At 71.5% G+C, this 25,272-nt stretch carries 26 protein-coding genes and 1 riboswitch; of the genes, 9 read left to right on the forward strand and 17 right to left on the reverse strand.

Features of this window, described 5'->3' with window-relative positions; all coding sequences use genetic code 11:
- Positions 1-39: 39 nt before the first annotated feature.
- The 8 genes from AB0I51_RS03320 to AB0I51_RS03355 all read right to left on the reverse strand — a co-directional run bounded on the left by AB0I51_RS03320 (position 40) and on the right by AB0I51_RS03355 (position 7,593).
- A complete protein-coding gene (locus tag AB0I51_RS03320) occupies positions 40-624 on the reverse strand; it encodes a TerD family protein (RefSeq protein WP_362970861.1) in 585 nt (194 codons plus the stop codon).
- Between the two features lie 67 nt (positions 625-691).
- Positions 692-1,384 (reverse strand): YoaK family protein, encoded by a 693-nt coding sequence (locus AB0I51_RS03325; RefSeq protein ID WP_362970863.1) that lies wholly within the window; start codon positions 1,382-1,384, stop codon positions 692-694.
- A 71-nt stretch (positions 1,385-1,455) separates the two neighbouring features.
- Positions 1,456-1,872: a transglycosylase SLT domain-containing protein gene (locus AB0I51_RS03330; protein ID WP_362970865.1), complete on the reverse strand. Its 417-nt coding sequence runs from the start codon at positions 1,870-1,872 to the stop codon at positions 1,456-1,458.
- Positions 1,873-2,177: 305 nt separating this feature from the next.
- Positions 2,178-2,984 (reverse strand): ECF transporter S component, encoded by an 807-nt coding sequence (locus AB0I51_RS03335; protein ID WP_362970867.1) that lies wholly within the window; start codon positions 2,982-2,984, stop codon positions 2,178-2,180.
- A gap of 14 nt (positions 2,985-2,998) precedes the next feature.
- Entirely contained in the window at positions 2,999-4,669 is a 1,671-nt protein-coding gene (locus AB0I51_RS03340; protein WP_362970869.1) for an ATP-binding cassette domain-containing protein, read from the reverse strand.
- Entirely contained in the window at positions 4,666-5,742 is a 1,077-nt protein-coding gene (locus AB0I51_RS03345) for an energy-coupling factor transporter transmembrane component T (RefSeq protein ID WP_362970871.1), read from the reverse strand. The genes AB0I51_RS03340 and AB0I51_RS03345 overlap by 4 nt, the downstream gene beginning before the upstream one ends.
- The gene (locus AB0I51_RS03350) at positions 5,735-6,346 is read right to left on the reverse strand and encodes an SCO2322 family protein (RefSeq protein WP_362970873.1); all 612 of its coding nucleotides are present in this window, start codon (positions 6,344-6,346) and stop codon (positions 5,735-5,737) included. Before AB0I51_RS03350 ends, AB0I51_RS03345 begins: the two co-directional genes overlap by 8 nt.
- Positions 6,343-7,593, reverse strand: a complete 1,251-nt coding sequence (locus AB0I51_RS03355) for a prenyltransferase/squalene oxidase repeat-containing protein (RefSeq protein WP_362970875.1) — start codon at positions 7,591-7,593, stop codon at positions 6,343-6,345. Before AB0I51_RS03355 ends, AB0I51_RS03350 begins: the two co-directional genes overlap by 4 nt.
- 95 nt (positions 7,594-7,688) lie before the next feature.
- Positions 7,689-7,823, reverse strand: a riboswitch (cobalamin riboswitch).
- 59 nt (positions 7,824-7,882) lie between these two features.
- Between AB0I51_RS03355 and AB0I51_RS03360 the strand changes: the two genes are divergently transcribed.
- Together AB0I51_RS03360 and AB0I51_RS03365 are read left to right on the forward strand one after the other, a co-directional pair.
- Positions 7,883-8,560: a phosphotransferase gene (locus AB0I51_RS03360; protein WP_362970877.1), complete on the forward strand. Its 678-nt coding sequence runs from the start codon at positions 7,883-7,885 to the stop codon at positions 8,558-8,560.
- 178 nt (positions 8,561-8,738) lie between these two features.
- The gene (locus tag AB0I51_RS03365) at positions 8,739-9,662 is read left to right on the forward strand and encodes a glutamate ABC transporter substrate-binding protein (RefSeq protein ID WP_362970879.1); all 924 of its coding nucleotides are present in this window, start codon (positions 8,739-8,741) and stop codon (positions 9,660-9,662) included.
- A gap of 97 nt (positions 9,663-9,759) precedes the next feature.
- On the opposite strand, the gene AB0I51_RS03370 is transcribed toward AB0I51_RS03365, so the two are convergent.
- Entirely contained in the window at positions 9,760-10,815 is a 1,056-nt protein-coding gene (locus AB0I51_RS03370; protein ID WP_362971145.1) for a PP2C family protein-serine/threonine phosphatase, read from the reverse strand.
- Between the two features lie 210 nt (positions 10,816-11,025).
- On the opposite strand from AB0I51_RS03370, the gene AB0I51_RS03375 reads away from it, so the two are divergent.
- A complete protein-coding gene (locus tag AB0I51_RS03375; RefSeq protein ID WP_362970881.1) occupies positions 11,026-13,251 on the forward strand; it encodes an NB-ARC domain-containing protein in 2,226 nt (741 codons plus the stop codon).
- 8 nt (positions 13,252-13,259) lie between these two features.
- Here the strand turns inward: AB0I51_RS03375 and AB0I51_RS03380 are convergent, their stop codons facing one another.
- Positions 13,260-13,706: a nuclear transport factor 2 family protein gene (locus tag AB0I51_RS03380; protein ID WP_362970883.1), complete on the reverse strand. Its 447-nt coding sequence runs from the start codon at positions 13,704-13,706 to the stop codon at positions 13,260-13,262.
- Positions 13,707-13,748: 42 nt separating this feature from the next.
- The gene (locus AB0I51_RS03385; RefSeq protein WP_362970885.1) at positions 13,749-14,783 is read right to left on the reverse strand and encodes an MBL fold metallo-hydrolase; all 1,035 of its coding nucleotides are present in this window, start codon (positions 14,781-14,783) and stop codon (positions 13,749-13,751) included.
- A 128-nt stretch (positions 14,784-14,911) separates the two neighbouring features.
- On the opposite strand from AB0I51_RS03385, the gene AB0I51_RS03390 reads away from it, so the two are divergent.
- Both AB0I51_RS03390 and AB0I51_RS03395 read left to right on the forward strand, forming a co-directional pair.
- The gene (locus AB0I51_RS03390) at positions 14,912-16,369 is read left to right on the forward strand and encodes an aldehyde dehydrogenase (protein WP_362970887.1); all 1,458 of its coding nucleotides are present in this window, start codon (positions 14,912-14,914) and stop codon (positions 16,367-16,369) included.
- 5 nt (positions 16,370-16,374) lie between these two features.
- Entirely contained in the window at positions 16,375-16,647 is a 273-nt protein-coding gene (locus tag AB0I51_RS03395) for a ferredoxin (protein ID WP_362970889.1), read from the forward strand.
- Positions 16,648-16,669: 22 nt separating this feature from the next.
- Here the strand turns inward: AB0I51_RS03395 and AB0I51_RS03400 are convergent, their stop codons facing one another.
- Positions 16,670-17,293: a 1,4-alpha-glucan branching protein gene (locus AB0I51_RS03400; RefSeq protein WP_362970891.1), complete on the reverse strand. Its 624-nt coding sequence runs from the start codon at positions 17,291-17,293 to the stop codon at positions 16,670-16,672.
- A gap of 7 nt (positions 17,294-17,300) precedes the next feature.
- The gene (locus tag AB0I51_RS03405) at positions 17,301-17,927 is read right to left on the reverse strand and encodes a TetR family transcriptional regulator (protein ID WP_262057802.1); all 627 of its coding nucleotides are present in this window, start codon (positions 17,925-17,927) and stop codon (positions 17,301-17,303) included.
- A gap of 222 nt (positions 17,928-18,149) precedes the next feature.
- On the opposite strand from AB0I51_RS03405, the gene AB0I51_RS03410 reads away from it, so the two are divergent.
- The 3 genes from AB0I51_RS03410 to AB0I51_RS03420 are packed head-to-tail and all read left to right on the forward strand — an operon-like array spanning position 18,150 to position 21,309.
- Entirely contained in the window at positions 18,150-19,517 is a 1,368-nt protein-coding gene (locus tag AB0I51_RS03410) for a glycosyltransferase family 4 protein (protein WP_362970893.1), read from the forward strand.
- Positions 19,511-20,245 (forward strand): class I SAM-dependent methyltransferase, encoded by a 735-nt coding sequence (locus tag AB0I51_RS03415; protein ID WP_362970895.1) that lies wholly within the window; start codon positions 19,511-19,513, stop codon positions 20,243-20,245. Before AB0I51_RS03410 ends, AB0I51_RS03415 begins: the two co-directional genes overlap by 7 nt.
- The gene (locus AB0I51_RS03420) at positions 20,242-21,309 is read left to right on the forward strand and encodes a prenyltransferase (protein ID WP_362970897.1); all 1,068 of its coding nucleotides are present in this window, start codon (positions 20,242-20,244) and stop codon (positions 21,307-21,309) included. Before AB0I51_RS03415 ends, AB0I51_RS03420 begins: the two co-directional genes overlap by 4 nt.
- A 37-nt stretch (positions 21,310-21,346) precedes the next feature.
- Here AB0I51_RS03420 and AB0I51_RS03425 read toward each other — a convergent pair whose 3' ends face one another.
- Positions 21,347-21,640 carry a hypothetical protein gene (locus tag AB0I51_RS03425; RefSeq protein ID WP_362970899.1) on the reverse strand — a complete coding sequence of 98 codons (294 nt, stop codon included), beginning with the start codon at positions 21,638-21,640 and terminating at the stop codon, positions 21,347-21,349.
- A gap of 126 nt (positions 21,641-21,766) precedes the next feature.
- Between AB0I51_RS03425 and AB0I51_RS03430 the strand changes: the two genes are divergently transcribed.
- On the forward strand, positions 21,767-22,339 hold the full coding sequence (locus AB0I51_RS03430) for a hypothetical protein (RefSeq protein WP_362970901.1): 573 nt from the start codon (positions 21,767-21,769) through the stop codon (positions 22,337-22,339).
- Here the strand turns inward: AB0I51_RS03430 and AB0I51_RS03435 are convergent.
- The 3 genes from AB0I51_RS03435 to AB0I51_RS03445 all read right to left on the reverse strand — a co-directional run bounded on the left by AB0I51_RS03435 (position 22,336) and on the right by AB0I51_RS03445 (position 25,241).
- Positions 22,336-23,340 carry an LLM class F420-dependent oxidoreductase gene (locus tag AB0I51_RS03435; RefSeq protein ID WP_362970903.1) on the reverse strand — a complete coding sequence of 335 codons (1,005 nt, stop codon included), beginning with the start codon at positions 23,338-23,340 and terminating at the stop codon, positions 22,336-22,338. The genes AB0I51_RS03430 and AB0I51_RS03435 overlap by 4 nt on opposite strands.
- Positions 23,341-23,457: 117 nt before the next feature.
- Complete coding sequence (locus tag AB0I51_RS03440; RefSeq protein WP_362970905.1) at positions 23,458-24,240, reverse strand: hypothetical protein; 783 nt, start codon at positions 24,238-24,240, stop codon at positions 23,458-23,460.
- Positions 24,241-24,326: 86 nt separating this feature from the next.
- On the reverse strand, positions 24,327-25,241 hold the full coding sequence (locus AB0I51_RS03445) for an N-acetylmuramoyl-L-alanine amidase (protein WP_362970907.1): 915 nt from the start codon (positions 25,239-25,241) through the stop codon (positions 24,327-24,329).
- Between the last annotated feature and the right edge of the window lie 31 nt (positions 25,242-25,272).

The raw sequence follows: 25,272 nt of genomic DNA on the forward strand, positions 1-25,272 counted from the left end.
ATCCCGGCGCCGCCGGCCCGTCCTCGTTCACCGCTGTGCTTACTTCCGTACCGCGAACTTCATGAGTTCCCGCTCGTCCCCCTGCTTGATCTTCCCGGTCTCGTTGATGACCTGGAGCTTCCAGCTGGCGCCGTCCCGGATCGCCTTGGCGACCGCGCAACCGTTGTGGTCGCTGAGCAGGTTGGGCCAGATCTCGGCGACCTGCTGGGTGCTGCCGCCCGTCGCGTCGTACACCTTGAAGGCGATGTTCCGTGCCTTCTGGAAGGAACTGCCCTTCTTGTAGGCGGCGGCGACGAAGACGATCGACGTGATGTTGCCGGGTATCCGCGCGAGGTCGACGGTCACCGTCTCGTCGTCGCCCTCGCCCTTGCCGGTCTGGTTGTCACCGCTGTGCACCAGCGAGCCGTTGCCCAGCGGGTCCACGGAGTCGAGCCCCGCGAGCCGTACCGGGTCGGCGCCCTGCATCGCGATGGCGATGAGATCGAGGTCCGTACCGGCCTTCTGCCGCAGCTTCCCGATGATGCCGCCGCTGCTGCCGACGGTGGGGTCCCAGGACGCCCCGATCTCCAGATGGGTCACTCCGTCCAGATCCGCCGGACCGTCTTCCTTCGTGAGCGTGATCATGTGTGATCGATCCTCTTGATCGTGGGACTCAGACGCACGAATTCTGCCTTCTTGGGCGGGCTTTGGGCTACTCCCGTCCGGAGGCGATTACCGCGAACACCCCGGCGACCAGGGCGGCGAGCAGAAGCGGGTAGCGCAGATCGTGGTGCAGGATCAGCCATGCGCCGAGAAACGCGCCGGCGGCCATCGCCACGGCCGCCGAGAGACGGCGGAAGGTGCCGGGGCCCCGGCCGCCGCCCGCGACGGAGTCGGCGACCAGTCCGGTCAGGGTCATCGTCAGGACCGTGGTGGTCGTGAAGTCGGTGACCCCGAGCTTGCGGACCACCGCGTTGCGCAGGCCCATCGCGAAGGCCGTGAGCGCGATCAAGGGATGCGTGGTGGCGCTGTCGCCCGGCGCCACGAACGCGATCACCGCGGCCGTGCCCACGAGCAGCGCCTCCGCGCCGAGACTCACCCGGGCCCAGGTCCGGCGCGAGCCGGTGTCCATCCGCACCGCGAGCCTGCCGCCGGCCGCCGCGCCCACCAGAAAGGCACCGAGCGAGGTGAGGGTGCGCGACACCGAGAAGCCGGGTGCCCCGGCGGCGGCGAAGCCGAGGACCACCACATTGCCGGTCATGTTCGCGGTGAAGACATGACCGAGGCCCAGATAGCTCACCGCGTCGATCAGCCCGCTGACCACGGTCAGACCCAGCAGCACGACCACCAGCCGGAGTCCGCGCGCCTCACGGTCGTAGGACTTGGGCTGTGTCTTCTGGTCCATGAACGCAATGTAGCGGCGGCCCCCGGAATGCCGGGGGCCGCCGCTGCGTGCGCGTGTGTGTGGGCCGGTGATCAGTACCAGCCGTTGGACTGCCAGAAGCTCCAGGCCGCGGCGGGGGAGCCGTAGCGGGAGTTCATGTAGTTCAGACCCCACTTGATCTGCGTGGCGGGGTTGGTCTTCCAGTCCGAGCCGGCCGAGGCCATCTTCGAACCGGGCAGCGCCTGGACCAGGCCGTAGGCGCCGGACGAGGAGTTCGTGGCGGTGACGTTCCAGCCGCTCTCGTGCTCGACGATCTTGCTGAACGCGTTGTACTGCGCCGCGCTCGGGATCATCTTGTGCGCGATCGCCTGGGCGGAGGAGGCGGAGGTCGTCGCGGCCTGAGCGGGAGCCGAGGTCAGCACCAGACCGGTGGTGGCGGCGGCCAGAGCGGCGGCGGTCAGGGCCTTCTTCGGGGAGGCGATGCGAGCGACGATGCGGGAGACGGACACGGAGAACCTGTTTCTTCGGGGACAGAGACGTCGTATGCCTGCCGGTGTCACGCGGGGCGAGGCCCCGGCAAGGCGTCGGCGCCGAGGCCCGTGAGGACTCGTCGGCGCCGTGCGACTGCTCCACAGAAGCACTCTCGATCGGTGTCCGCAAAGACCCCTTTTACTAGTTGTGGTCGCATGTGGGTGAATCGTCAACTGTGTGACGTGGCTCTCAAACCCCAGGTCAGAGGCCTGTGGGCTGCGTACATGTCACGCCGATGTCCTACTAATCCGCATCGTTGGTGACTTGGGTCATGTGGGACGCTTCACCCGGTTCGTCCGTCGAAAGTGACCCGCGTCTCGAAGGCGGCCCGCCGGGTCGCCCGGCGCAGCGCCCGCAGCAGCGCCGGACCGACGGTCAGCGTGAGGACGACGGTGACGACCGCCCGCCCGAGGTCCCAGCCCAGCGAGGTGGCCACGCAGTACGCGACGAAACGGGCCAGGTTCGCGGGAACCGTCGCCCCCGGGTCGAAGGCGACCGACGAGGCCAGCGCCCCCATGAAGGGCCAGCCCGCCAGGTTCATGGCGGTGCCGTAGGCGAACGCGGCGAGGAAGCCGTAGCAGGCGAGCACCGCGATCTCGCTACGGCCGCGCAGCAGCTCCCGGCCCGGCAGCAGGCCCGCGCCCATCGTGAACCAGCCCATCGCCAGCATCTGGAACGGCAGCCACGGGCCGACCCCGCCGGTCAGCAGCGCCGACGCGAACATCGTGACGTTGCCCAGCACGAACCCGAAACCGGGTCCCAGGACGCGTCCGCTCAGCACCATCAGGAAGAACATCGGCTCGATGCCGGCCGTACCGGCGCCGACGGGGCGCAGCGCGGCACCGGTCGCGGCGAGCACGCCCAGCATGGCCACGGCTTTCGGGCCGAGCCCCGACTCCGAGATCGCCGCGGCGGCGACGGCGACGAGCAGCACGAGCAGGCCCGCGAAGAGCCAGGGCGCGTCCTGCGAGTGCGCGGCGACCTGTGAGCCGGGCGGGGCGAGGAAGGGCCAGGTGAAGGCCGCGATCCCGGTGACGGTGACGAGGGTGAGGGCGGCGGCGGAGCGGGGAGTGAGGGGGATCGGCCTCATGCCCCTCGTCTCCCTCATGTCAGGGCCTCCCGTACCTCGGCGACCGTCAGCCACTGCTGCGGGGCGAGGATCTTCGTCGTCTGCGGGGCGAAGGACGGGGACGCCACGACCACCTCCGCGGTCGGACCGTCCGCGATCACCTCTCCGTCGGCGAGGAGGACGACCCGGTGGGCCAGTTCGGCGGCGAGCTCCACGTCATGGGTGGCGAGGACGATCGCGTGGCCCTCGGCGGCGAGCGCGCGCAGGATCGTGACCAGGCGGGACTTGGCCGCGTAGTCGAGACCCCGGGTCGGCTCGTCGAGCAGGAGGAGGGGCGGCCGGGCCGTGAGCACGATCGCGAGGGCGAGCGCGAGGCGCTGCCCCTCGGAGAGATCGCGGGGGTGGGTGTCGTCGGTCACATCGGGGAGGAGGCCGGAGACGAGGCCACGGCAGGTACCCGGCTCGGCGCCCGCGTCCGCGTCGGCCGCGGCGCACTCGGCGGCGACCGTGTCGGCGTACAGCAGGTCACGGGGTTCCTGCGGGACCAGGCCCACGCGGCGTACGAGGTCCCGGGGCGCCGTGCGATGCGGGGTGAGGCCGCCGGCCCGGACCGATCCGGAGGTGGGCGCGACCAGGCCGACGAGGGTGTTGAGGAGGGTGGACTTGCCGGCGCCGTTGCGGCCCATGAGGGCGACGGTCTCGCCCGGGGCGATGGTGAGGTCGACGCGGCGGAGGGCGTCGATACCGGCACGGCGGACTGAGAGGGCGCGGACTTCCGCCGTGTGGACGGGAGTCGGGGCGGGGCTTTTGCGTGCGCGCCAACGGGAGCTTGGCGGGCGGGAGTTGGGGAGCTGCCCGTTGAACGGGGTTGCGCCACGGGCCGGTTCGCGTCCGGCCAGGCGCCCCCGCAGTCCGTCCGCCCGGCGCCGCGCGTCCCGCACAGTCAGGGGCAACGGCGTCCACTCGGCGAGCCGGCCCAGGGCCACGACCGGTGGGTACACGGGGGACACCGCCATCACCTCCGCCGGGCTGCCGAGGACCGGCGCCGCACCCGGGGCCGGAAGCAGGACGACCTGGTCGGCGTACTGGACGACCCGCTCCAGGCGGTGTTCGGCCAGCAGGACCGTGGTCCCGAGGTCGTGGACCAGGCGCTGGAGGACGGCGAGCACCTCCTCGGCGGCGGCCGGGTCCAGGGCCGAGGTCGGTTCGTCGAGGACGAGGACCTGGGGGTGCGGGGTGAGGACCGAACCGATCGCGACGCGCTGTCGCTGGCCGCCGGAGAGGGTGGCGAGGGGGCGGTCGCGCAGGTCGGCGAGGCCGAGCAGATCGAGGGTCTCCTCGACGCGGCGGCGCATCACGTCCGGGGCGATGCCCAACGACTCCATGCCGTAGGCGAGTTCGTCCTCGACCGTGTCCGTCACGAAGTGGGAGAGCGGGTCCTGGCCCACTGTGCCCACCACGTCGGCGAGTTCACGCGGCTTGTGGGTGCGGGTGTCACGGCCGGCGACCGTGACCCGGCCGCGCAGGGTGCCGCCGGTGAAGTGCGGGACCAGTCCGCTCACCGCGCCGAGAACCGTGGACTTGCCGACCCCCGACGGGCCCACCAGCAGCACCAGTTCGCCTTCCGGGACCTCGAAGTCGATTCCCTGGACGGCCGGTTGGGCTGTGCCTTCGTACGTCACGGAGACATCCTCGAAGCGGATCACGACGGCTCCTTGAAAGTGGGCAACGCGGGGGCCAGGCCCAGCAGTACGGCAGCCGCCGGCCAGAGGGGAAGGGTCGGCGCGACCAGCGGCACCACACCGGGAGTGAGCGCGCCTGGGTCGCGGACGGAGGCCAGCGTCAGCAGCGCGGCGACCGTCGTACCCGAGCCCGCGACCAGCCACGCCCGCGCGTCCCACGGGTCGGGGCGGTACCGGGTGCGCAGCGTACGGCGGCCCCCCAGCCGCAGCCCCGCCGCCGCGGCGACGACCCCGAGGAGCAGCAACGGCAGCCCGTAGACCCCGCCTTCGGCGGTGAGCAGCCCGTACGTCCCCGCGCACACACCGAGCAGCCCGCCGAGCGTGAGGGCGGCCGTCGTCCGCCGTACGGAGGCGGGCACCTGTGCCGTACGGCCGTAGCCGCGCGCGTCCATCGCGGCGGCGAGGGCGACCGAGCGCTCCAACGCGCCCTCCAGGACCGGGAGTCCGACCTGGAGCAGGCCGCGCAGGCCCCGGTCGGGGCGGCCACGGAGGCGGCGGGCGGCACGCAGCCGCTGGACGTCGGCGACGAGGTTCGGGGCGAAGGTGAGCGCCACGACCACCGCGACGCCGGTCTCGTACAGGGCGCCCGGCAGGGACTTGAGGAGCCGCGCCGGGTTTGCGAGGGCGTTCGCCGCGCCGACGCAGATGAGCAGCGTGGCCAGTTTCAGGCCGTCGTAGAACGCGAAAGCCAGGCCTTCTGCGGTGACCTTGCCGCCGAGGCGGATGCCCTGCGCCCAGTGGGGGAGCGGGACTTCGGGGAGCGTGAGCAGGGTGTGCGTGCCGGGGACGGGGGAGCCGAGGGCGATCGCGAAGAGGAGGCGGATGAGGAGTACGGCCAGGGCGAGTTTCGCGAAGGCGGTGTAGGAGCGGGACCAGGGGGTGGGGGTGCGGTTCGTTGCCACGACGTAGGCCGTGACCGTGATCAGGAGGGCGAGGAGGAGGGGGTTGGTGGTGCGGGTGGCGGCGGTGGCGAGGCCGAGGGACCAGGTCCACCAGGCGCCGGGGTGGGTGGGGTTCGGGGTGCTGCAGTCACGCATGTTTGCGCCTGCGGGTCTGCCATATCGCTGCCGTGGCCAGGAGTGCGACGGCTGCCGTGCCTGCCAGCACGCCCACCGACGGGCCGTCGTGATGGGTTGTGGTGATCTGCTCTCCGCAGCCCTGTTCCGGATAGCCGCTGATCGCGCACAACAGGGCGTTCGTGTCGTAGCGCAGGGGCTTTGCGACCGATGCCAGTGCCTCCGCCGTCGTCGCGTCGGGAGACACCGTGGCGCAGGCGGTGCGGCCGGCGGGTGGGGTCTCACCGGAGGGCGCGTCGGACGCCGTACCGAAGTCGAGGACGAGAGCGACGCGCTTCTTCCCTTCCACGGCCGGGGAGTTGGCGCAGATCGTCGTGAAGTCGGCCGATGAGGCCCGGGGTTGCTTCGCGTCCGCAGAGTCCTCGCTCACCGCGAAGCGGAAGCCCTGGACGTCGCCGTCGGCGGGGCGGGTGGTGGAGGGGCCCTGGGTGGCGTAGGTCCAGTGGGTGCCGGTGCGGTCCCAGAAGGACCAGTAGCGGTAACCGGCCGCCTGGGCGGGGGAGTTGGCGGTGAGGGTGAGCAGGAGCGCGGTGAGGAGGAGGGTGAGGGAGGGGCGGCGGGTCACTGCTGCTGTCCGCGCTTGCGGCCACGGGCGACCAGGACGAAACCGGCGATCGCGACGACGAGGAGAGCGCCGCCGACGGCCCAGGCGACGTTCAGGGAACCGTCGTTGTCGTCGGATGCCGTCTTCTCCTCCGGGCCGGCGGTGACCCGCTCCTCGATGTCCGCGGGGGTCGGGCCGGTCGCGTTCAGCAGGGTGACGAGGTCCTGGCCGCCGAAGTCGTGGACGTCGGCGCCCTTCGCCGTGGTCGCCACGAAGACGAGTTGGGCGTAGGCGGCCGGACCACTCTGCGCGGCCCACGCCTTGGAGTGGGTCTCCAGCCAGTGCAGGGGCTTCGCCGCCTGGTCGTGCAGGCCGAGGGACGACAGGGCGACGATCGCGTCGGCCGTGTTGCCGTAGTCGGGCTGCGGCTTGGCGCCGGGGAGTGGGGAGGTCAGATGACCGTCCTTGGCCATGGCCCGGGTGAGCCAGCGGGCACCGTTGAGGCTCAGCGCCGTCTCGGGGACATGGGGATCCGGCTCGGCGCAGCCCGTGGGGGCCTCGGCGTCGTCCTGCCGGCTCCCGGTCAGCGACTCGCCGTCCAGGCCGAGCACGGCGGCGGCGGTCGCGTCCGCGTTGGCAAGGAGCCTGCCCTTCTTGTCGGGCTGGTAGGCGAAGGCGCCCGCGTCCGTGCCGTTGTCGCAGGGCAGCGCGAGCTTGCGCAGTGCGTCGTAAGGGGACTTCCCGTCCTTGCGGACGTTCGGCACGGTCACCCCGGCGTCGCCGAGCGCGCCGATGACGACGGCGGTGGAGTTCGCGTCACTGGCGCCGCCCGCGGAGTAGCCCCAGCCGCCGTCGGCGTTCTCGACGGACTTCAGCCACTTGACGGCCTTGGCCACCTGCGCGTCGTAGGAGACGGTCAGCGTCGAGAGTGCCTGTACGGCGGCGGCCGTGCTGTTCGTGTCGACCATGACCTTGGCGTCGCACGCCTTGCCGGGGTCGGCGCGGAACGCCGCGAAGGCGCCGCTCGCGCACTGCTGCCCGGCCAGCCACGCCACCGCCTTGTCGGCGGGCTGTACACCGACGGCATCCTGCGCCAGCAGGGCGAGGGACTGGCGCCAGACGCCGTCGTAGGTGGGGTCGGAGGTGCCGTAGAGCCCGGCGGGTATCGCCACGGACGGCGACGGACCTGCGGCGACGGCGGGCGTCGCGGCGATCACGGTGACGGTGATGCCGGCGGCCAGGGCCGCGGCCTTGCGGCGGACGTTCATGATCGGCGGGTGCCTTCCCCTGTTGGGGAGCAGGGCGGCGCACGGGATCACCCCCGGGCGGCTCGGCTCCGTATTCCTCGACGGTGCGTGTGAGCCGGTCACGTGCCGTGCGGGGCGGTCCGGCTCACCGGCCCCGGGAGGGGGACGGATCACGGTTGCGGGTCAGCGCCGGAATTGCACCGGCTTTCCCCCGTACGGGTGTGATGACGACCCGGCCACTGTACGGGCAACCTGAGCGCGCGCTGTGAGTGGGGGTTGCCCGGTCCTGCGGGCCCGATAGGTTCTGGCCATGTCGGTGACGGGGAAGCTGATCGGGTCCGGCCGTACCGCGGACGTGTACGAGATCGACGAGGCATGGGTGCTGCGCCGCAACCGGGAGGACTGGGGGGACGCGGCGGCCGAGGGCGCGGTGATGGAGCATGTACGGGCGCACGGCTACCCCGTGCCCCGGGTGCGGCCGGGGGACTCGCGTACCTCGCGCACCGACCTCGTGATGGAACGGCTGACCGGGCCCACCATGCTGGAGGCGTTGGTCGCGGGCACGATCGACGTCCGGGAGGCGGGGGCCGTACTCGCCGCGCTGCTACGGCAGTTGCACGCGATCCCCGGCCGACGCCCCGGCACCCGGGTCCTGCACCTCGACCTCCACCCGGAGAACGTGCTGCTCACCGCCGACGGTCCCCGGGTCATCGACTGGGGCACCGCCGAGGACGGCGACCCCGGACTCGACTGGGGGCTCTCCGCGATCATCATCGCCCAGGTCGCCGTGGACGACCTGCCGATCGCCGACCCGGCCCGCGCGATGCTCGCCGCACTCCTCGCCGACCCCGCCGATCTCACGGAGGAGGGTCTCGCGGAAGCCCGGCGGAGGCGTGCGGCGAACCCGACGATGACTCCGCGCGAGGTCGAACTCCTCGGTGCGGCAGAGGAGTTGATCCGATCGCTCGCATCTCCTCGGGAACCGTGAATCGACGTGAACGCGTCACCGCCGACGAGTGCGTGAGGGGCCGGGGCGCCGGACGGCGGCTTCGGATGGGTTCCGAGGGCTGCGGGGCAGTGTGGGGGAACTTCGGGCACGTGGAGAAGAGAGCGGGTCGCCGGCTGCCCGCCGGGTTCTTGCCGCCGTCGTGGCGTCGCTGGCCGCGATGACGCTGACGGTGTCCTGTGCGGACTCGGCCGCCCCGCATCACCGTTCACCCGTCGAGGAGCGCGCGCCGGCCGAGAGCGCGACCGCGAGCACACGAACCGGGACCGCCGAGAACTGCGATCCGCTGTTGTCGCTGAAACCGCCGGCCCGCATGCCGACGCCGGGTGGCAGGATGCCCAGCGGTTCGGCGATGGAGCGGATCGTCGCCCGCGGACGGCTGATCGTGGGAGTGGACCAGAACACCTATCTCTTCGGCTACCGCAATTCCGAGACCGGACAGCTGGACGGGCTCGACATCGACCTGGTGCGGGAGATCTCCCGCGCGCTGTTCGGGCGGCCCGACCGGGTGCAGTTCAGGGCCGTGCCGTCCGCGCAGCGGATCGGGTTACTGCAACGCGGCGAGGTCGACCTCGTCGCGCACTCCATGACGATCACCTGCGAGCGCATGAAGCAGGTGCTGTTCAGCAGCGACTACCTGGACTCAGGCCAACGCGTCCTCGTCACCGACACCTCCCCGGTGAAGACCCTGGCCGATCTCGCCGGACAGAAGGTGTGCACGGCCCGGGGAACCACCTCACTGACCGAGTTGCAACGCGCCCGCCCGAAGGTGCGGCCGGTGACCGTCTCCGACTGGACCGACTGCCTCCTGCTGCTCCAGCAGGGCGAGGTGGCCGCCGTGTCGACCACCGACAACGTCCTCGCCGGACTGAGCGCCCAGGACCCCGCCACCCGCATCACCGGACCGCGGTTCACCTACGAGCCGCACGGAATCGCCGTGTCGAAGACGACACCGGAACTCGTCCGCTTCGTCAACGGCGTCCTCGCGCACCTGCGCGCCTCGGGCACGCTCCGCGCCCTGCACGAACGGTGGTTGGGCCCCTACGGCGACTTCTACCCGCCCGCGCCGCGCTACCGCGACTGAGGGCGCCCGAGCGATGTGTCGTACCGGCAGGCTTACCGGCCGACGCCCTTCCGTCGGCAAGTTGGGCCGATCCGGGACTGGTGACGGGGGGCCGGACTCAGACCCGCACCGGCGCCGCCACCCCCGTCGGCTGGCACAGGACGAGGGCCAGGTCGTCGGTGGGCGGGCCGCCGGCGTGCGCGAGCAGGCGGTCGTACAGCGCGTGCAGCGCCCCGTCCGGCGTCGGCTCGCTCAACGCCGTCGCGCACTCGGTGAGCAGGGCGAACGGGGTGCCGTCGAGGGCGCGGGACTCGGTGAGGCCGTCCGTGTAGAGGAGGAGCCGGTCGCCGGGCTGGAGGCGGACCCGGTACTGCCGCGGGTCCGGGCACAGGCCCAACGGCAGTGCGGGGACCCGGGGTTCGAGGAGTTCGAGGCGCTGCCCGGAGCGCAGGGGCGCCGGATGACCGCAGTTGACGAGCCGTACCTCGCCCGGCCCGAACTCGGCCAGCACCGCCGTCACGAAGTCCTCGGGGCCGAGACCCGGGGCGAGCCGGGCGTCCAGCGCCTTCGCCAGAGTCGTCAAGTCCGGTGCCGTATAGGCGAGTTCACGGAACCCGATGAGTGTGTCGGCCGCCGTCCGCAGCGCGTCGAGCCCGTGCCCGCGCGCATCCCCGACCAGCACCCGCAGGCCGTACGGCGTCACCGCGAGGTCGTACAGGTCGCCGCCGACGGAGGACTCGCGGTTCGCGCAGTGGTAGCGGGTGCTGACATGGGTGCCGGAGAGGGTGCGGGAGACGGGCCGCAGGATCGCCTCCTGGGTGATCCGGGCCACCTCCCGCGCCTCGGCGAGGCGTTCCCGCAGCCGGCCGCGCTGTCTCGCCGCGTACACACTGCACGCGCAGCCGAGGAGCAGCCCGCCCCAGCGGACGGCGAAACCGGCGTTCAGCTGTGCCCCCGAGCCGAGCCCCGCCGCCAGCGCGAGCAGCACCGTCCAGCAGCAGACCAGGAGCGTACGGCGGACACCCAGGAAGGTGGCGGCCATCAGCGGTCCGATCGCCAGCAGCGGCAGGATCGGCTGCACCCGGCCGATCAGCAGACCCGGCGTGGCCGCCAGCAGACAGCCGGCCGGTGCGACGAGCAAGCGGCGTCCCCCGTCCATCGCGTTCGTGTCCATCGCGTTCACGCCACGACGATCGCGGAATTCACGGCTCCGTACCCGCGGCACCGGGGAGTTGACCGGCTCTCGATCACAACTGGTCAAATCAGGGCGAAAGATGATCTAAAAGGGTGGCGGCTTCGGTATCGCGAGGACTTTTGCGGGCAGCCGTGGGCCGCGTTCCGGGACCTTCGCATGGAGCCGGTGACCTACGGACACACTGGCCTCGTGCCGGACAGGACTGACCATGGGAACCCAGGCGACTCCCACACCCCCGGGAACCCTGGGAACTCCAACAGGCCGGGGAGGCCTGGGAATCTGCCGCCCGAGACGCACAGTTTCGTCGGGCGGGGCGCCGAACTCGCCCGGCTGTGCGCCGCGTTGGACCCGGACGCGGGGCCGGCCCGGCCGGTGACCGTCGTCGGGGTCGGCGGGGTCGGCAAGACCCGGCTCGCGCTGCGCGCGGCGGCGCGGGTCCGGGACGCCTACCCCGACGGCGTCTGGCTGACCGAACTCTCCCCGCTGCGCACCTCGGGACTCGTGGACCTCGCCGTCATGGAGAGCCTTCGGCTCGCCGACCAGTCGACGCGCCCGGTGATCGACGTCATCACCGAATGGGCCCACGGCAGAAGGCTGTTGCTCATCCTCGACTCCTGCGAACACGTACTCGCCGACTGCGCCAGGTTCACCGCCGCGCTGCGCTCGCGCCTGCCCGGCCTGCGCGTCCTGCTCACCAGCAGGGAACGGCTCGCAGTGCCCGGCGAGGAGGTCCTCCACCTCGAACCACTGCCTGTGGACGGCCGGCCCGGCGACCCGACCGGTGCCGGTGAGGCCGTAGCCCTGTTCGCCGAGCGCGCCGCAGCCGCCGGACGCCCCCTGAGGGACGACGACCCGGCCGCCCGCGCCACCGCCGCCGCCGTCTGCCGCCGCCTCGACGGCATCCCCCTGGCCCTCGAACTCGCCGCCGCCCGCCTCGCCGACCTCACCCTCGATGAACTCCACACCCGCCTCGGCGAACGCCTGCCCACCCTCCCGTCCTTACCCGACCCGTCCGCGCCGCCGGGCACACCCGCCCCGTCCTCGCCCCTCGACCTGCTCGCATCCGCCCCGGGCGAACGCCCGCCCCGCCACCAGACCCTGCGTACCGCCATCGGCTGGAGCCACGAGCTGTGCGCTCCGCTCGAACGGCTGCTGTGGGCGCGGCTCTCCGTCTTCAGCGGTGGCTTCTTCCTGGGGGCCGTCCGGCAGGTCTGCGCGGGCGGCCCGCTGCCCCCGGAGCGGATCGCCGGGCTGCTCGACCGGCTCGTCGCCCAGTCCATCGTGCTGCCCGACCCCGTCATCTCGTCCCGCTACCGGATGCTCGACACCGTCCGCGAGTACGGCGCCGACTGGCTGCACGCCCTCGGCGAGGAACGCGCCGTACGCAGGCGCCACCGCGACCACTACGCCCGCCTCGCCCGCGAGGGCTGCGCCGAGTGGAACACCGGACGGCAGGTCGCCTGGTGCGAGCGCGTGCTGACCGAACACGCCAATCTGCGCACGGCCGTCGACTGCGCGCTCGCCGAGCCGGACGGGGGAAGGCGGTCCACGGCAGTGGAGATGGCAGGCCACGTCGGCTTCCTGTGGCGGCACTGCGGCTACCTCCGCGAGGCCCAGCACTGCCTCGACCAGGCCCTCGCCGCCGAGTCGCCGCCAGGCCCCGGCCGCACCCTCGCCCTGTGGTCGCGCGGCGCGGTCGCCATCCTCCAGGGCGACCAGGAGGCGGCGGCCAACTGGGCGGTGCGCTGCGCCGACGCGGCCCGCGAACAGGGCTCCCCGGTCGCCCGGGTCGCCGCCGCCTACCTCAGGGGCGGTCACCTGGCACTCACCGGCCGGCAGGCCGAGGCCATCGACGTCCTCGACGCGGCACCCCGGCTCCCCGTCCAGGACGACGGGTTCGGCGCCGCCCAGCTCCAGGCCCGGCTCGCGCTGTCCCTCGCGCACGTGCTGCGCGGCGAGTTCGAGCGCGGCCGTGAGGTCGCCGACGAGGTGCGCACGGCCAGCCGGATACAGGGCGAGCACTGGTGCGGGGCCTTCGCCGACTACCTGATCGCCCAGGCGGACCTGGCGCGCGGCGACATACGGGCCGCGGTGAGCGGCGCCCGCACCTCGATCGCGGGCCATGCCCTCCTGCACAACACGGTCGGCGCCGCCATGTCCCTGGACCTGCTGGCCGCCGCCGTCGTCACCGCCGGTGACGCCCACCGCGCGGCCCGTCTCCTCGGCATCGGCACCCGCCTGTGGGAACTCACCGGCCGTGCCCAGATGGACTCACCGGACCTGATCGCCACCCGCCGCACCTGCGAACTCCGCGTCCGCGAACGCCTCGGCGACGACGCCTACGCGACCGGCTACCGGACGGGCCTGGCGATGACGTACGACGAGGGAATCGCGTACGCGGCCGTCAGCCGGTGACGCGGCGGTCAGTGACGCGGTGTGGGGCCGCCGAACGGCAGGAACAGGGTGCGGGCGCTGATCAGCCAACTCCCGTCCACCTCGCGGAAGGTGTCCTGGTAGTGGCCGACCTGGACCGGGGGACCGGCCGTGACCATGCCGCCGTGGTGGCCGTCGACGCGGTACGTCGTGAAGTACGCGGTCGAGATAGCCGTGTCGGGGGAGGTGAGCGTGACCAGGACGTTCGACATCAGGCGGCGCGAGAGCCGGCCTGCGGGACGGGCGCCGAAGTACTTCCGCAGCGCCTCTCGTCCCTCGACCACTCTGTCACCCTCCGGCCACTCCCAGCGGCCGTCCTCGGTGAACAGCCCGGCGACGGAGGACGGTTCACCGAGATCCAGCCGGCGGACGAAGTCCAGGACGACGCGCTCGCAGGCACGTTCGGCGAGCAGTCGCTGCAAAGGGTCCAGGTCCATGGGGTCGTTGGTACCAGCCGGACCCCTCGCCCCACGACCGAATTACACCGCCACGTACGTCACCGGCTCGCTGCCCGTCACGAGCTCCGCCTGGCCCAGCTTCACCAGCCGCCGCAGATGCGCCTCCGCCTCGGACACCGCGATGTTCCTTGACGGGAACGGGATCTGTGCCCAGGGACGGTTCCACTCCATCCGCTCGGCGACCTGCCAGGCGGTGAGCGGCTCGGAGAGCAGGGCGAGCAGTCCGGTCAGCCGGTCCTCGTGGTGGGTGAGCAACTCCCGTACCCGGCCGGGCGCGTCGGTGAAGGTGTGCTGGTGGGCCGGGAGCACCTCGGCGGGCGCGAGACGGCCGACCCGCTCCAGGGAGTCGAGGTAGTCGCCGAGGGGGTCGGCGATCGTGGTGTCGTCCGGGTCCTCGTACAGGCCGATGTGCGGGGTGATCTCGGGGAGCAGGTGGTCGCCTGAGAACAGCCGTCCGTGGCCCGGGAGCCGGGCCGGGTGTTCCTCCTCCAGGTGCAGGCAGACATGGCCCGGCGTGTGGCCCGGCGTCCAGATCGCGCGCAGCCGCCGGCCCGCCAGGTCGAGGAGTTCGCCGGGGACGATCTCCCGGTCGGGCAGCGCGGGCGCGAGCCCCGGCACACTGCGCGGACGGGCCGCCCGGAGCGGGGCGAGGTGCTCCTCGGGGGCACCGGCCGCCGCGAGCTTCGCGGTCATGTACCTCAGCCAGCGGCCCGGTTCCGTCGAACGGGCCCGCCGTACGATCGCGGTGTCCGCCGCGTGCATCGCGAGCCACGCCCCGGACGCCTCGCGCACCCGCCCGGACAGACCGTGGTGGTCGGGGTGATGGTGGGTGATGATCACGCCGTGCACCTCGCCGACCTGCGTACCGCAGGCATCGAGACCCGCGACGAGGGTGTCCCAGGAGGCCGGGTCGTCCCAGCCGGTGTCGACCAGGACCGGGCCGCGGTCGGTGTCGACGACGTAGACGAGCGTGGTCCCAAGTGGGTTGTCGGGGATGGGGACTTCGATGGAACGAACACCGCCGCCGTGGTCGTGGACCAGACCCGTGGACGTCATGGACTCCCCAATCGCCGCCTTCCGGCCACTATACGTGGACTCCATCGACGGGAACTGGTATTCAGTCCTCGTATCTGATGGATCGTCAGACAGCGGTTCAGGCAGCGGCACCGGGGAGGCGTTCGGCCATGACGGAGCTCGTGGAACACCGACAGCTGTTCATCGGCGGGGAGTTGACCGACCCCCTGGGCAAGGACGTCATCGAGGTGATCTCCCCGCACACCGAGGAGGTCATCGGACGCGTCCCGCACGCGTCGAGGGAGGACGTGGACCGCGCGGTCGCCGTGGCCCGCCGGGCCTTCGACGAGGGACCCTGGCCGCGCATGACCCTGGACGAACGGGTCGCGGTCGTCACCCGCATCAAGGACGCGATCGCCGCCCGGTACGAGGAGATAGGCCGCGTCATCTCCTCGGAGAACGGATCGCCGTACTCCTGGAGCATCCTCGGCCAGGCCCTCGGCGCGATGATGGTGTGGGACGCGGCGATCACCGTCGCGAAGGACTTCACCTACGAGGAGTACCGGGACGGCGTCCTCGGCAAGATCCTCGTACGGCGGGAGCCAGTTGGGGTGGTCGCGGCCGTAGTCCCCTGGAACGTTCCGCAGTTCGTGGCCGCCGCCAAGCTCGCGCCCGCGCTGCTCACCGGCTGCACGGTGATCCTGAAGCCGTCGCCCGAAGCGCCCCTGGACGCCTATCTGTTGGGCGAGATCGCCAAGGAGGCAGGGCTGCCGGACGGCGTCCTGTCGATCCTCCCCGCCGACCGCGAGGTCAGCGAGTACCTCGTCGGACACCCCGGCATCGACAAGATCTCCTTCACCGGTTCGGTCGCGGCCGGCAAGCGCGTGATGGAGGTCGCAGCCCGTCATCTCACCCGCGTGACACTGGAGTTGGGCGGCAAGTCGGCGGCGATCGTGCTGCCAGACGCGGACCTCGCCACGTCCGTCCCCGGCATCGTCTCGGCGGCCTGGATGAACAACGGCCAGGCGTGCGTCGCCCAGACCCGCATCCTCGTACCCCGCTCGCGCTACGACGAGTTCGCGGACGCCTTCGCGGCGGCGGCGAGCGCCCTCGTGGTCGGCGACCCGCTCGACCCCGCCACCCAGGTCGGCCCGCTGGTCGCCAAACGCCAGCAGCAGCGCAACCTCGACTACATCCGCATCGGCCAGGAGGAGGGCGCCAAAATCCTTACGGGCGGCGGCCGTCCACCAGGTCTCGACCGCGGCTGGTACGTGGAGCCGACCCTCTTCGGAGACGTCGACAACTCCATGCGCATCGCCCGCGAGGAGATCTTCGGCCCGGTCATCTGCCTGCTCCCGTACGGCGACGAGAGCGAGGCCGTGAAGATCGCGAACGACTCCGACTACGGCCTGAGCGGCAGCGTGTGGACGGGCGACGTGGCCCACGGCATCGACATCGCCCGCCAGGTCCGCACCGGCACCTACAACGTCAACACCTTCAGTCTCGACATGCTCGGCCCCTTCGGCGGCTACAAGAACAGCGGTCTGGGACGGGAGTTCGGGCCCGAGGGCTTCTCCGAGTTCCTCGAACACAAGATGATCCACCTGCCGGCCGGCTGGGAGGGGTGAGCCGGATGGGGGTACCTCCCGCGCGAGCGTATTCGAGCGTGGGGGCGGGCGACCGCTGGCAGGTCGAGGTCGACCGCTCCGTCTGCATCGGCTCGGCCCAGTGCGTCCACCAGGCCCCCGACCGCTTCCGCCTCGACTCGGCCATGCAGTCCCACCCGGCCGAACCGGAGACCGACGCCAACGAGCGGATCCTCGCGGCGGCGGAGGGCTGCCCGGTGGAGGCCATCATGATCACACTGCTGGGCAGCGGGGAGCCGGTGTTCCCGCCGGAGGAGTAGCGGCAGTGGGGGAGTTGGCGTCCTAGGAGTCCTGGACGGTGGCGAACAGCGCCCGGACCCGAGTGCCGTCGGCCTGCGCCCAGGCGCCGGTGACCTGGCCGAGCGCGCCCTCGGGAGGTGTGGAGCCGGGGTTCAGCACCCGGTGCAGCCGCAGGGTCGGGCCGTCCGGTACGGCGAACTCGGTTGTCTCGTCGGTGTCGTTGGGATCGCCGAGGGCGCGGAGGGGTGTCGTACCGGTCCAGGAGCGGGCGACCTCGCGGTCCAGAGTGTGGGAGACGCTCTGCGCCTGCGCCTCAGTGCGGCCCTCGACGAACGCGACCAACTCGGCGGTCAGCACCGGGTCGTGGCAGCCGTCGTAGGCCCAGCGCGGACCGAGCACGCCGTGCTCCATGGTGCCGACGAGGGCGTGTTCGGCGCCGGGGAGCGGGGCGGCCCGGTAGGTGAGCGGCACGAGGTAGGCCCCCGAGCCGTCGGTGACGACCATGAACTCGATGCCGACCTCGCCCTCGGGGTCGTCGAGCCGGAACCCGCCGGCCTTCACCAACTCCGGTGCGGCGGGGCCGTGGTACCAGGGGCGGGTGGGCAGCCAGGTGGTGAGGAGTTCGAGCTTGGTGGGCCTGAGGTGGGTGTGGTGGATGATCGCCATGGGGGAATTATCGGTCCGCGCCCGGCTCCGTGAGGTCGATCAGGCGGCACACTGTCTCGATATCGATCTTCACCTGGGCGATGGAGGCGCGGCCCGACAGCCAGGTGATCAGGGCCGAGTGCCAGGTGTGCTCGATCACGCGGACGGCGGAGAGCTGCTCCGGCGTCGGATGCTCCAGGCCCATCGCGTCAAGGATGATCACCGTGGTCTGCCGGGAGACCTGGTCGACCTCGGGGGAGACGCTGCGGTCCGCGAAGGTCAGCGCGCGGACCATCGCGTCGGCGAGATGCGGCTCGCGCTGGAGCGCGCGGAAGGCCCGCATCAGGGTCTCCGCGACCCGCTCGGCCGCCGTCTCGCCGCCCGGCGGCTTCTTGCGCAGCGTGCCGTGCATGTGCTCCAGCTGGTCCTGCATCGTGGCCACCAGGAGATGCACCTTGGACGGGAAGTACCGGTACAGCGTGCCGAGCGCTACCTGCGAGGACTCCGCGACCTCCCGCATCTGCACGGCGTCGAAACCGCCCCGGCTCGCCAGCTGCGCGCTCGCGTGCAGGATGCGGCGCCGGCGCGCCTCCTGCCGCTCGGTGAGGGGCGGCGAGGTCCGTGCAGTGGCTTCGGGCTTGGCTTCCACTGGCATGGCTCCCGTTCCGTGACTGTTCCCGTGACTGTCGGTGAGGGCGAGTGATCGGACCGATCATGGCAGGGTCTCCGCCGTGGCGTGAATCACCTGATCCACTTCTCACAGCGCCCGTACCGGCCGGTAGATTCAGAACCTCCTGGACGATCAAGTCTGAAACTTGTTCTAGATTAGCGTCCCGGCGTAATCTCGCGGGACAGTGCAGGCAGAAGGGGGCTCAGAGTGACCGCTGAGGCCAGTCAGGCGGGCCCCCAGGAGGGCCCGGCCGCAGACGGCGAGCGACCGCTCCGTATCGCACTCCTCACCTATAAAGGGAACCCGTTCTGCGGCGGTCAGGGCGTCTACGTCCGCCATCTCTCCCGCGAACTGGCCCGCCTCGGACACCGCGTCGAGGTCATCGGCTCCCAGCCGTACCCCGTCCTCGACGAGGGCTGCCCCGGCATCTCCCTGACCGAGCTGCCCTCGCTCGACCTCTACCGCTCCCCGGACCCCTTCCGCACCCCGAAGCGCGACGAGTACCGGGACTGGATCGACGCCCTCGAAGTCGCGACGATGTGGACCGGCGGCTTCCCCGAGCCCCTCACGTTCTCGCTGCGCGCCCGCCGCCATCTCCGCGCCAGACGCGGCGAGTTCGACGTCGTGCACGACAACCAGACGCTCGGCTACGGCCTGTTGGGCGACGTCGGCGCCCCGCTGGTGACGACGATCCATCACCCCATCACCGTGGACCGGCAGTTGGAGCTGGACGCGGCCGAGAACTGGCGCCGGCGGATGTCCAAGCGCCGCTGGTACGCCTTCACGCAGATGCAGAAGCGGGTCGCCCGCCGTCTGCCCTCCGTCCTCACCGTCTCCGGCACCTCCCGCCAGGAGATCATCGACCACCTCGGTGTCCGCGACGACCGCATCCACGTCGTCCACATCGGCGCCGACACCGACCAGTTCTCCCCGGACCCCGCCGTACCGCAGGTGCCGGGCCGGATCGTCACCACGTCCAGCGCGGACGTCCCCCTCAAGGGCCTCGTCTTCCTCGTCGAGGCCCTCGCCAAGGTCCGCACCGAACACCCCGACGCCCACCTGATCGTCGTGGGCAAACGTCCGGCGGAGGGCCCGGTCGCCCAGGCCGTCGAGCGTTACGGCCTCGAAGGCGCCGTCGAGTTCGTCAAGGGCATCTCGGACGCCGAACTCGTCGACCTGGTCCGCTCGGCGGAGGTCGCCTGCGTGCCCTCGCTGTACGAGGGCTTCTCGCTCCCGGCGGCCGAGGCCATGGCCACGGGGACGCCGCTCGTCGCGACGACCGGCGGAGCGATCCCGGAGGTCGCCGGACGCGACGGCGAGACCTGCCTCGCGGTACCGCCGGGCGACCCCGGCGCGCTGGCCACCGCCCTGAGCCGACTGCTGAGCGACCCGGAACTGAGGGTGCGGCTCGGCCGGGCCGGCCGGGAACGCGTACTCGCCCGCTTCACCTGGGCCAAGGCGGCCGAGGGCACGGCGGCCAGGTACCGCGAGGTGATCGCGGGCCGTACGACCTCTCCATCCCCGTCTCCGACCAGTGTTACCGGCGTCTATCCCGAAAGCAGGGCCACGTGCTGACCGTCGACTTCTCCCGGTTCCCGCTCGCCCCTGGCGACCGTGTCCTGGACCTCGGGTGCGGTGCCGGGCGGCACGCGTTCGAGTGCTACCGGCGAGGGGCACAGGTCGTCGCCCTCGACCAGAACGCCGAGGAGATCCGCGAGGTCGCCAAGTGGTTCGCGGCGATGAAGGAGGCCGGCGAGGCCCCGGCCGGCGCCACCGCCACCGCGATGGAGGGCGACGCGCTCCAACTCCCCTTCCCCGACGAGTCGTTCGACGTCGTGATCATCTCCGAGGTGATGGAGCACATCCCGGACGACAAGGGTGTGCTCGCCGAGATGGTCCGGGTCCTGAAGCCCGGCGGCCGGATCGCCATCACCGTCCCGCGCTACGGCCCCGAGAAGGTCTGCTGGGCGCTGTCCGACGCCTACCACGAGGTCGAGGGCGGCCACATCCGCATCTACAAGGCGGACGAACTCCTCGCCAAGATCCGCGAGGCCGGCCTCAAGCCCTACGGCACCCACCACGCGCACGCGCTGCACTCGCCGTACTGGTGGCTGAAGTGCGCGTTCGGCGTGGACAACGACAAGGTGCTGCCGGTGCAGGCGTACCACAAGCTCCTGGTCTGGGACATCATGAAGAAACCCCTCGCCACCCGGGTCGCCGAGCAGGCGCTGAACCCGTTGATCGGCAAGAGCTTCGTGGCCTACGCGACCAAGCCGCACCTCCCCCTGGCGGAAACCAAGTGACCGCTCCCCGGACAGAACACCTCGTCCTGCCCGGGGTCCTCACCGCGGAGGAGGCCGCCGCGACCGTCGCCGGCATCCTCGCCGTGCAGCGGGAGGACGGGGCGATCCCCTGGTTCCGGGGCCATCACCTCGACCCCTGGGACCACACCGAGGCCGCGATGGCACTGGACGCGGCGGGCGAACACGAGGCCGCCGAGCGGGCGTACAGCTGGCTCGCCCGGCACCAGAACGAGGACGGCTCCTGGTACGCGGCCTACGCCGACGGTGACGCGCGCGACGTCACCGACCGGGGCCGCGAGACCAACTTCGTCGCCTACGTGGCCGTAGGGGTGTGGCACCACTACCTCTCGACCGGCGACGACACGTTCCTGGACCGGCTGTGGCCCACGGTCTACGCGGCGGTCGAGTTCGTGCTGCGCCTACAGCAGCCGGGCGGGCAGATCGGCTGGAAGCGCGACGCCGACGGCACGGACACCTCGGACGCGCTGCTGACCGGTTCCTCCTCGATCCATCAGGCGCTGCGCTGCGCGCTCGCGATCGCCGAACAGCGCGAAGAGCCGCAGCCCGACTGGGAGTTGGCGGTCGGCGCACTGCGGCACGCGATCCGCCGGCATCCGGAACGGTTCCTGGACAAGGACCGCTACTCGATGGACTGGTACTACCCCGTCCTGGGCGGTGCGTTGACCGGTACGGAGGCCAAGTCCCGCGTGGAGGAGGGCTGGAACCGCTTCGTCGTGCCCGGGCTCGGGGTGCGGTGCGTCGTCCCCAACCCGTGGGTCACGGGCGGCGAGTCCGCCGAACTCGCCCTGGCGCTCTGGGTGTTGGGGGAGTCCGACCGTGCGTTGGAGATTCTCCAGTCGATACAGCACCTGCGCGATGCGGAGACCGGGCTGTACTGGACGGGGTACGTCTTCGAGGACGACGCGATCTGGCCGCGTGAGCTGACTACGTGGACTGCGGGGTCGTTGCTGCTCGCGGTGGCGGCGCTGGGTGGGCATGACGCGACGTGTGCGGTCTTCGGCGCCGAGCATTTGCCTCTGGGGCTGGATCCGGATTGTTGTTAGGCGCGGCCAGCCCCACCGGCCCGCAGCCGCCAACCCGTCAGGAACGGTTCACCCGGTTGGCGATCGCATGGCCGATGAACAGGTAGACGATCGCGGCGAGACCGTAACCGCACACGACTCGCGCCCACGCCTCGTTGAAAGTGAACAGATCGCGGGACCAGCCCGCGAGCCAGTTGGCCGTGCGGTGGACGAACTGCACGAGGTCGTTCGCGCGGTTGGCGTCCAACAGGTACATCAGAATCCAGAGCCCCAGGATGAGGGCCATGGTGTCGGCAATGATCACGATGACATTGCCGGCGGAATTCGAACCGCGTCGGTAGTAGGGGGACATGACCACCGGATTGCCGCTTCCACGGTGATGAAACCCGAACGGCGTCCCCCGGGTGGCGCAACGCCCCGGGCCGGGTGAGGCTGCCGGGGTAAGGACACCCACTCGGGGAAAACCCCGGAGGATTCCGTGCCCGTACCGATACGGCGCCTCTGCGTGGCGCTCACCCTGTGCTGCGCCCTGCTCGCCGGCGCCACCGCCTGCGGCAGCGCCACCGACGACGCCACACAGAACGCCGCGGCCGTCGTGGCCGCCGCTGCCACCCCGAGCCCCAGCACCACCGTCGAGCGCCAGAAGCTCGCCAAGACCCGCTTCGTCGCGAACGCGGGGCTCGCCGCCGGGGCCACCTACCAGTGGATCGTGAAGCCCTGGAAGGCCGGCAAGTTCAAGAAGGGGGCGAGCGGACGCAGGTTCGCCCTCGTCAAGGCGGGCCTCGCGGGCGCGTTCGCGTACAACCGGCTCAAGGCGGCCAAGAAGAACGCCCAGGGCGACCCCACGCTCTCCAAGGCGCTCGCCCCGCTGACCGCCGGCATCGACTCCCTCAAGGACCTGCCGTCCAAGCTGCGCAAGGGCGACTCGACCGACGCGACGGCGAGTTCCTTCGACGACATCATCAACAAGGTCAAGGAAGCCGGGAAGAGCGCCGGTGCCGAGGTGACCGAGAAGGTGCCGTCGGCAGGCCAACTGGCGGGTGGCTCCTAGGAGTTGAGCTCGGCCAGCACCCGCAGCGTGTGCGGGTCGGGCGCAAGGGCCAGCAGGTCCGTCACCGGGCCCTTGCGCCACGACTCCAGCCGCTCCGCGATCCGTTCGCGCGGGCCCACGAGCGAGATCTCGTCGGCGAACGCGTCCGGCACGGCGAGGACCGCCTCCTCCCGGCGTCCCGCGAGGAACAACTCCTGTATGCGCCGGGCCTCTTCCGCGTACCCCATGCGTGCCATCAGGTCCGCGTGGAAGTTGCGTGCCGCGTGCCCCATCCCGCCGATGTAGAAGCCGAGCATCATCTTCACGGGGAGCAGGCCTTCGGCGACGTCGTCACAGACCTTCACCTGCGCCATGGGCGCGACGAGGAAGCCCTCCCGGAAGTCGGTCGTGCCGTACACCTCGGGTCGGCTCGGCGACCAGTACAACGGCAGCCACCCGTCGGCGATTTCGGCCGTCTGCGCCACGTTCTTCGGTCCCTCGGCACCCAGCAGGACCGGCAGGTCCGAACGGAGCGGGTGGGTGATGGACTTGAGCGCCTTGCCGAGCCCGGTACCGTCCGCGCCCCGGTACGGATGCGCGTGGAACCGCCCCTCCACCTCGACCGGCGCCTCCCGCCGCAGCACCTGCCGTACGACCTCGACGTACTCCCGGGTCGCGGTCAGCGGCGACCTGGGGAACGGTCGCCCGTACCAGCCCTCCACCACCTGCGGCCCCGACAGCCCGAGCCCGAGCATCATCCGTCCGCCCGACAGATGGTCGAGGGTGAGCGCGTGCATCGCGGTGGTGGTCGGTGAGCGGGCCGCCATCTGCGCAACTGCCGTCCCCAGCTTGATCCTTGACGTCTGCGCGGCGATCCAGGTCAGCGGAGTGAAGGCGTCGGAACCCCACGACTCGGCCGTCCACACCGAGTCGTAGCCGAGCCGCTCCGCCTCCTGGGCCAGCGGCACATGGTCGGCACGGGGCCCGCGCCCCCAGTACCCGAGTGCGAGACCGAGCCGCATGTCGCCTCCACAGACAATCATCTGACGGGTCGTCAGCTTCTGGACGGGACGGCTGCGACTGTACGACAACGGCCCCCCACCCGGAAGGGCGAGGGGCCGTGGGAGACGGTGCGGGGCTCAGCCGCGCTGGATCCCGGAAGTGTCCTGCAGTACGCCACGACGGCCGTCCTGCGTCTGCGCGATCAGCGCCGGACCGCGCTGCTCGACGGCCAAGTACCAGGTACCCGGCGCGAGTTCGGCGATCGGCGACGGCGAGCCGTCCTCCGCGAACAGCGGTCGGGCCACCGGCACGGCGAACCAGAACGGCGAGAAGTCCCCGGCCGGAGGGGGCGTCGGCTGCGGCTGGGGCTGCCCGAACGGCTGTGCCGTCTGCGCCTGCTGCGGCGGAGTGCCGTACGACGGCTGCGGCGCACCGGCACCCGGGTAGCCGTAGCCGCCGGGCGGCTGGGCGCCGTAGGGCTGCGGGGCGGCCGGCTTGGGCGCGGGGACGAGGGCGGCCTGGAGGGCCGGGACGAGGGGGGTCGCGACGGCGGCACCGGCCAGGGCGAGGGCCGCGATGAAGCCGAGGATGAGGCCCGCGCCGGCGCTGAGGTTGTCCCCGACGTCCACCAGCGTCCAGAACAGGGCCCACGCGGTGAGAACCGTGAACGCCACGCCGACAGTTCCGAGGTCCAGACCCAGGATCTTGCGCGGCTGGGGCAGGCTGCGGTTGACGACGATGAGAGCGGCACCGATGACGCCACCCATGTAAGTACCGAGGCCGTTACCGAGGCTCGTCCACGCGGTGATGTCCAGGTTGTACCCGTTGGCCGTGTAGAACTTGAGGAACGACGCGATGAAGAGCAATACCGCTGCCCCGATCACCACACCGTCGCCTCGTGTGAGGGAGCGGATATTCACTTCAGGTCCTTCGTAGGTCGTCTCGTCGTCGGTTGACCCTATCGTCCACCTTGCCAGGGTGTCCGCCCGGATCGGCCCACTGATCGTTACCCGCGCAGGAAACTCACGATTCCCTCAGAGATACCCTGCGCCGCCGCCTGTCTCCAGGCGCCGTTCGTCAGCAGTGCGGCATCCTTGCTATCGCGCATATTGCCGCACTCGATGAACACCTTGGGAACCGTTGACAGATTGAGACCGCCCAGGTCCTTACGCGTGACGAGACCGGTGCCGTCGCCGACGTAGTTGGAGGGCTGTTCGCCCGTCGCGCGACGGTAGGCGCCCTCGATGGCGCGGCCGAGCGCGGCGGAGGGGGCGACGATCGCGCGGGTGTCGGCGCCGCCCGCGTGCACGGAGGCCGGCAGGATCACATGGAAGCCGCGGTCGCCGGCCGGTGCGCCGTCCGCGTGGATGGAGATCGCCGCGTCCGCGTGCGCGGCGTTGCCGATCCTCGCGCGCTGGTCGACACACGGTCCCCAGGCCGGGGAGCCGCCGTCGTGGGTCAGCTTCACCGTGGCGCCCTGCCGCTCCAGGATCTTCCGCAGCCGGTGGGACACGTCCATCGTGAACTGGGCTTCCGCGTAACCCGAGTTGGTGGACGTCCCGGTCGTGTCGCACTCCTTCCGGTTCGTGCCGATGTCCACCTTGCGGTTGATCTCGGCGGTGTGCTGGAAGTTGGTGACGTTGTGCCCCGGGTCGATGACGACGACCTTGCCCGTGAGGGGCCTGGAGTTCGGCGGCTTGTCGTCGTTCGAGGCGGTGCCCGAGGGGGTCGCGGTCGCGCTGGACGCCGGTGCCGACGAACCGGCCGCCGCCCCGCCCGAGTCACCCGGGCCACCCACCGCCTCGTACACGAACCACCCGATCAGCGCCCCCGGCACCAGCGCGGCCAGCGCCACGGTCAGGGGCCCTCGACGGAAACGACGGGGCTGCGGAGGATCGAAGTCCGGACCAACGTACGACACGGAAGCCACCCTAGCCGTCCGACGGTGCGGT

It is taken from the genome of Streptomyces sp. NPDC050549, from assembly GCF_040655035.1.
Lineage (GTDB): Bacteria > Actinomycetota > Actinomycetes > Streptomycetales > Streptomycetaceae > Streptomyces.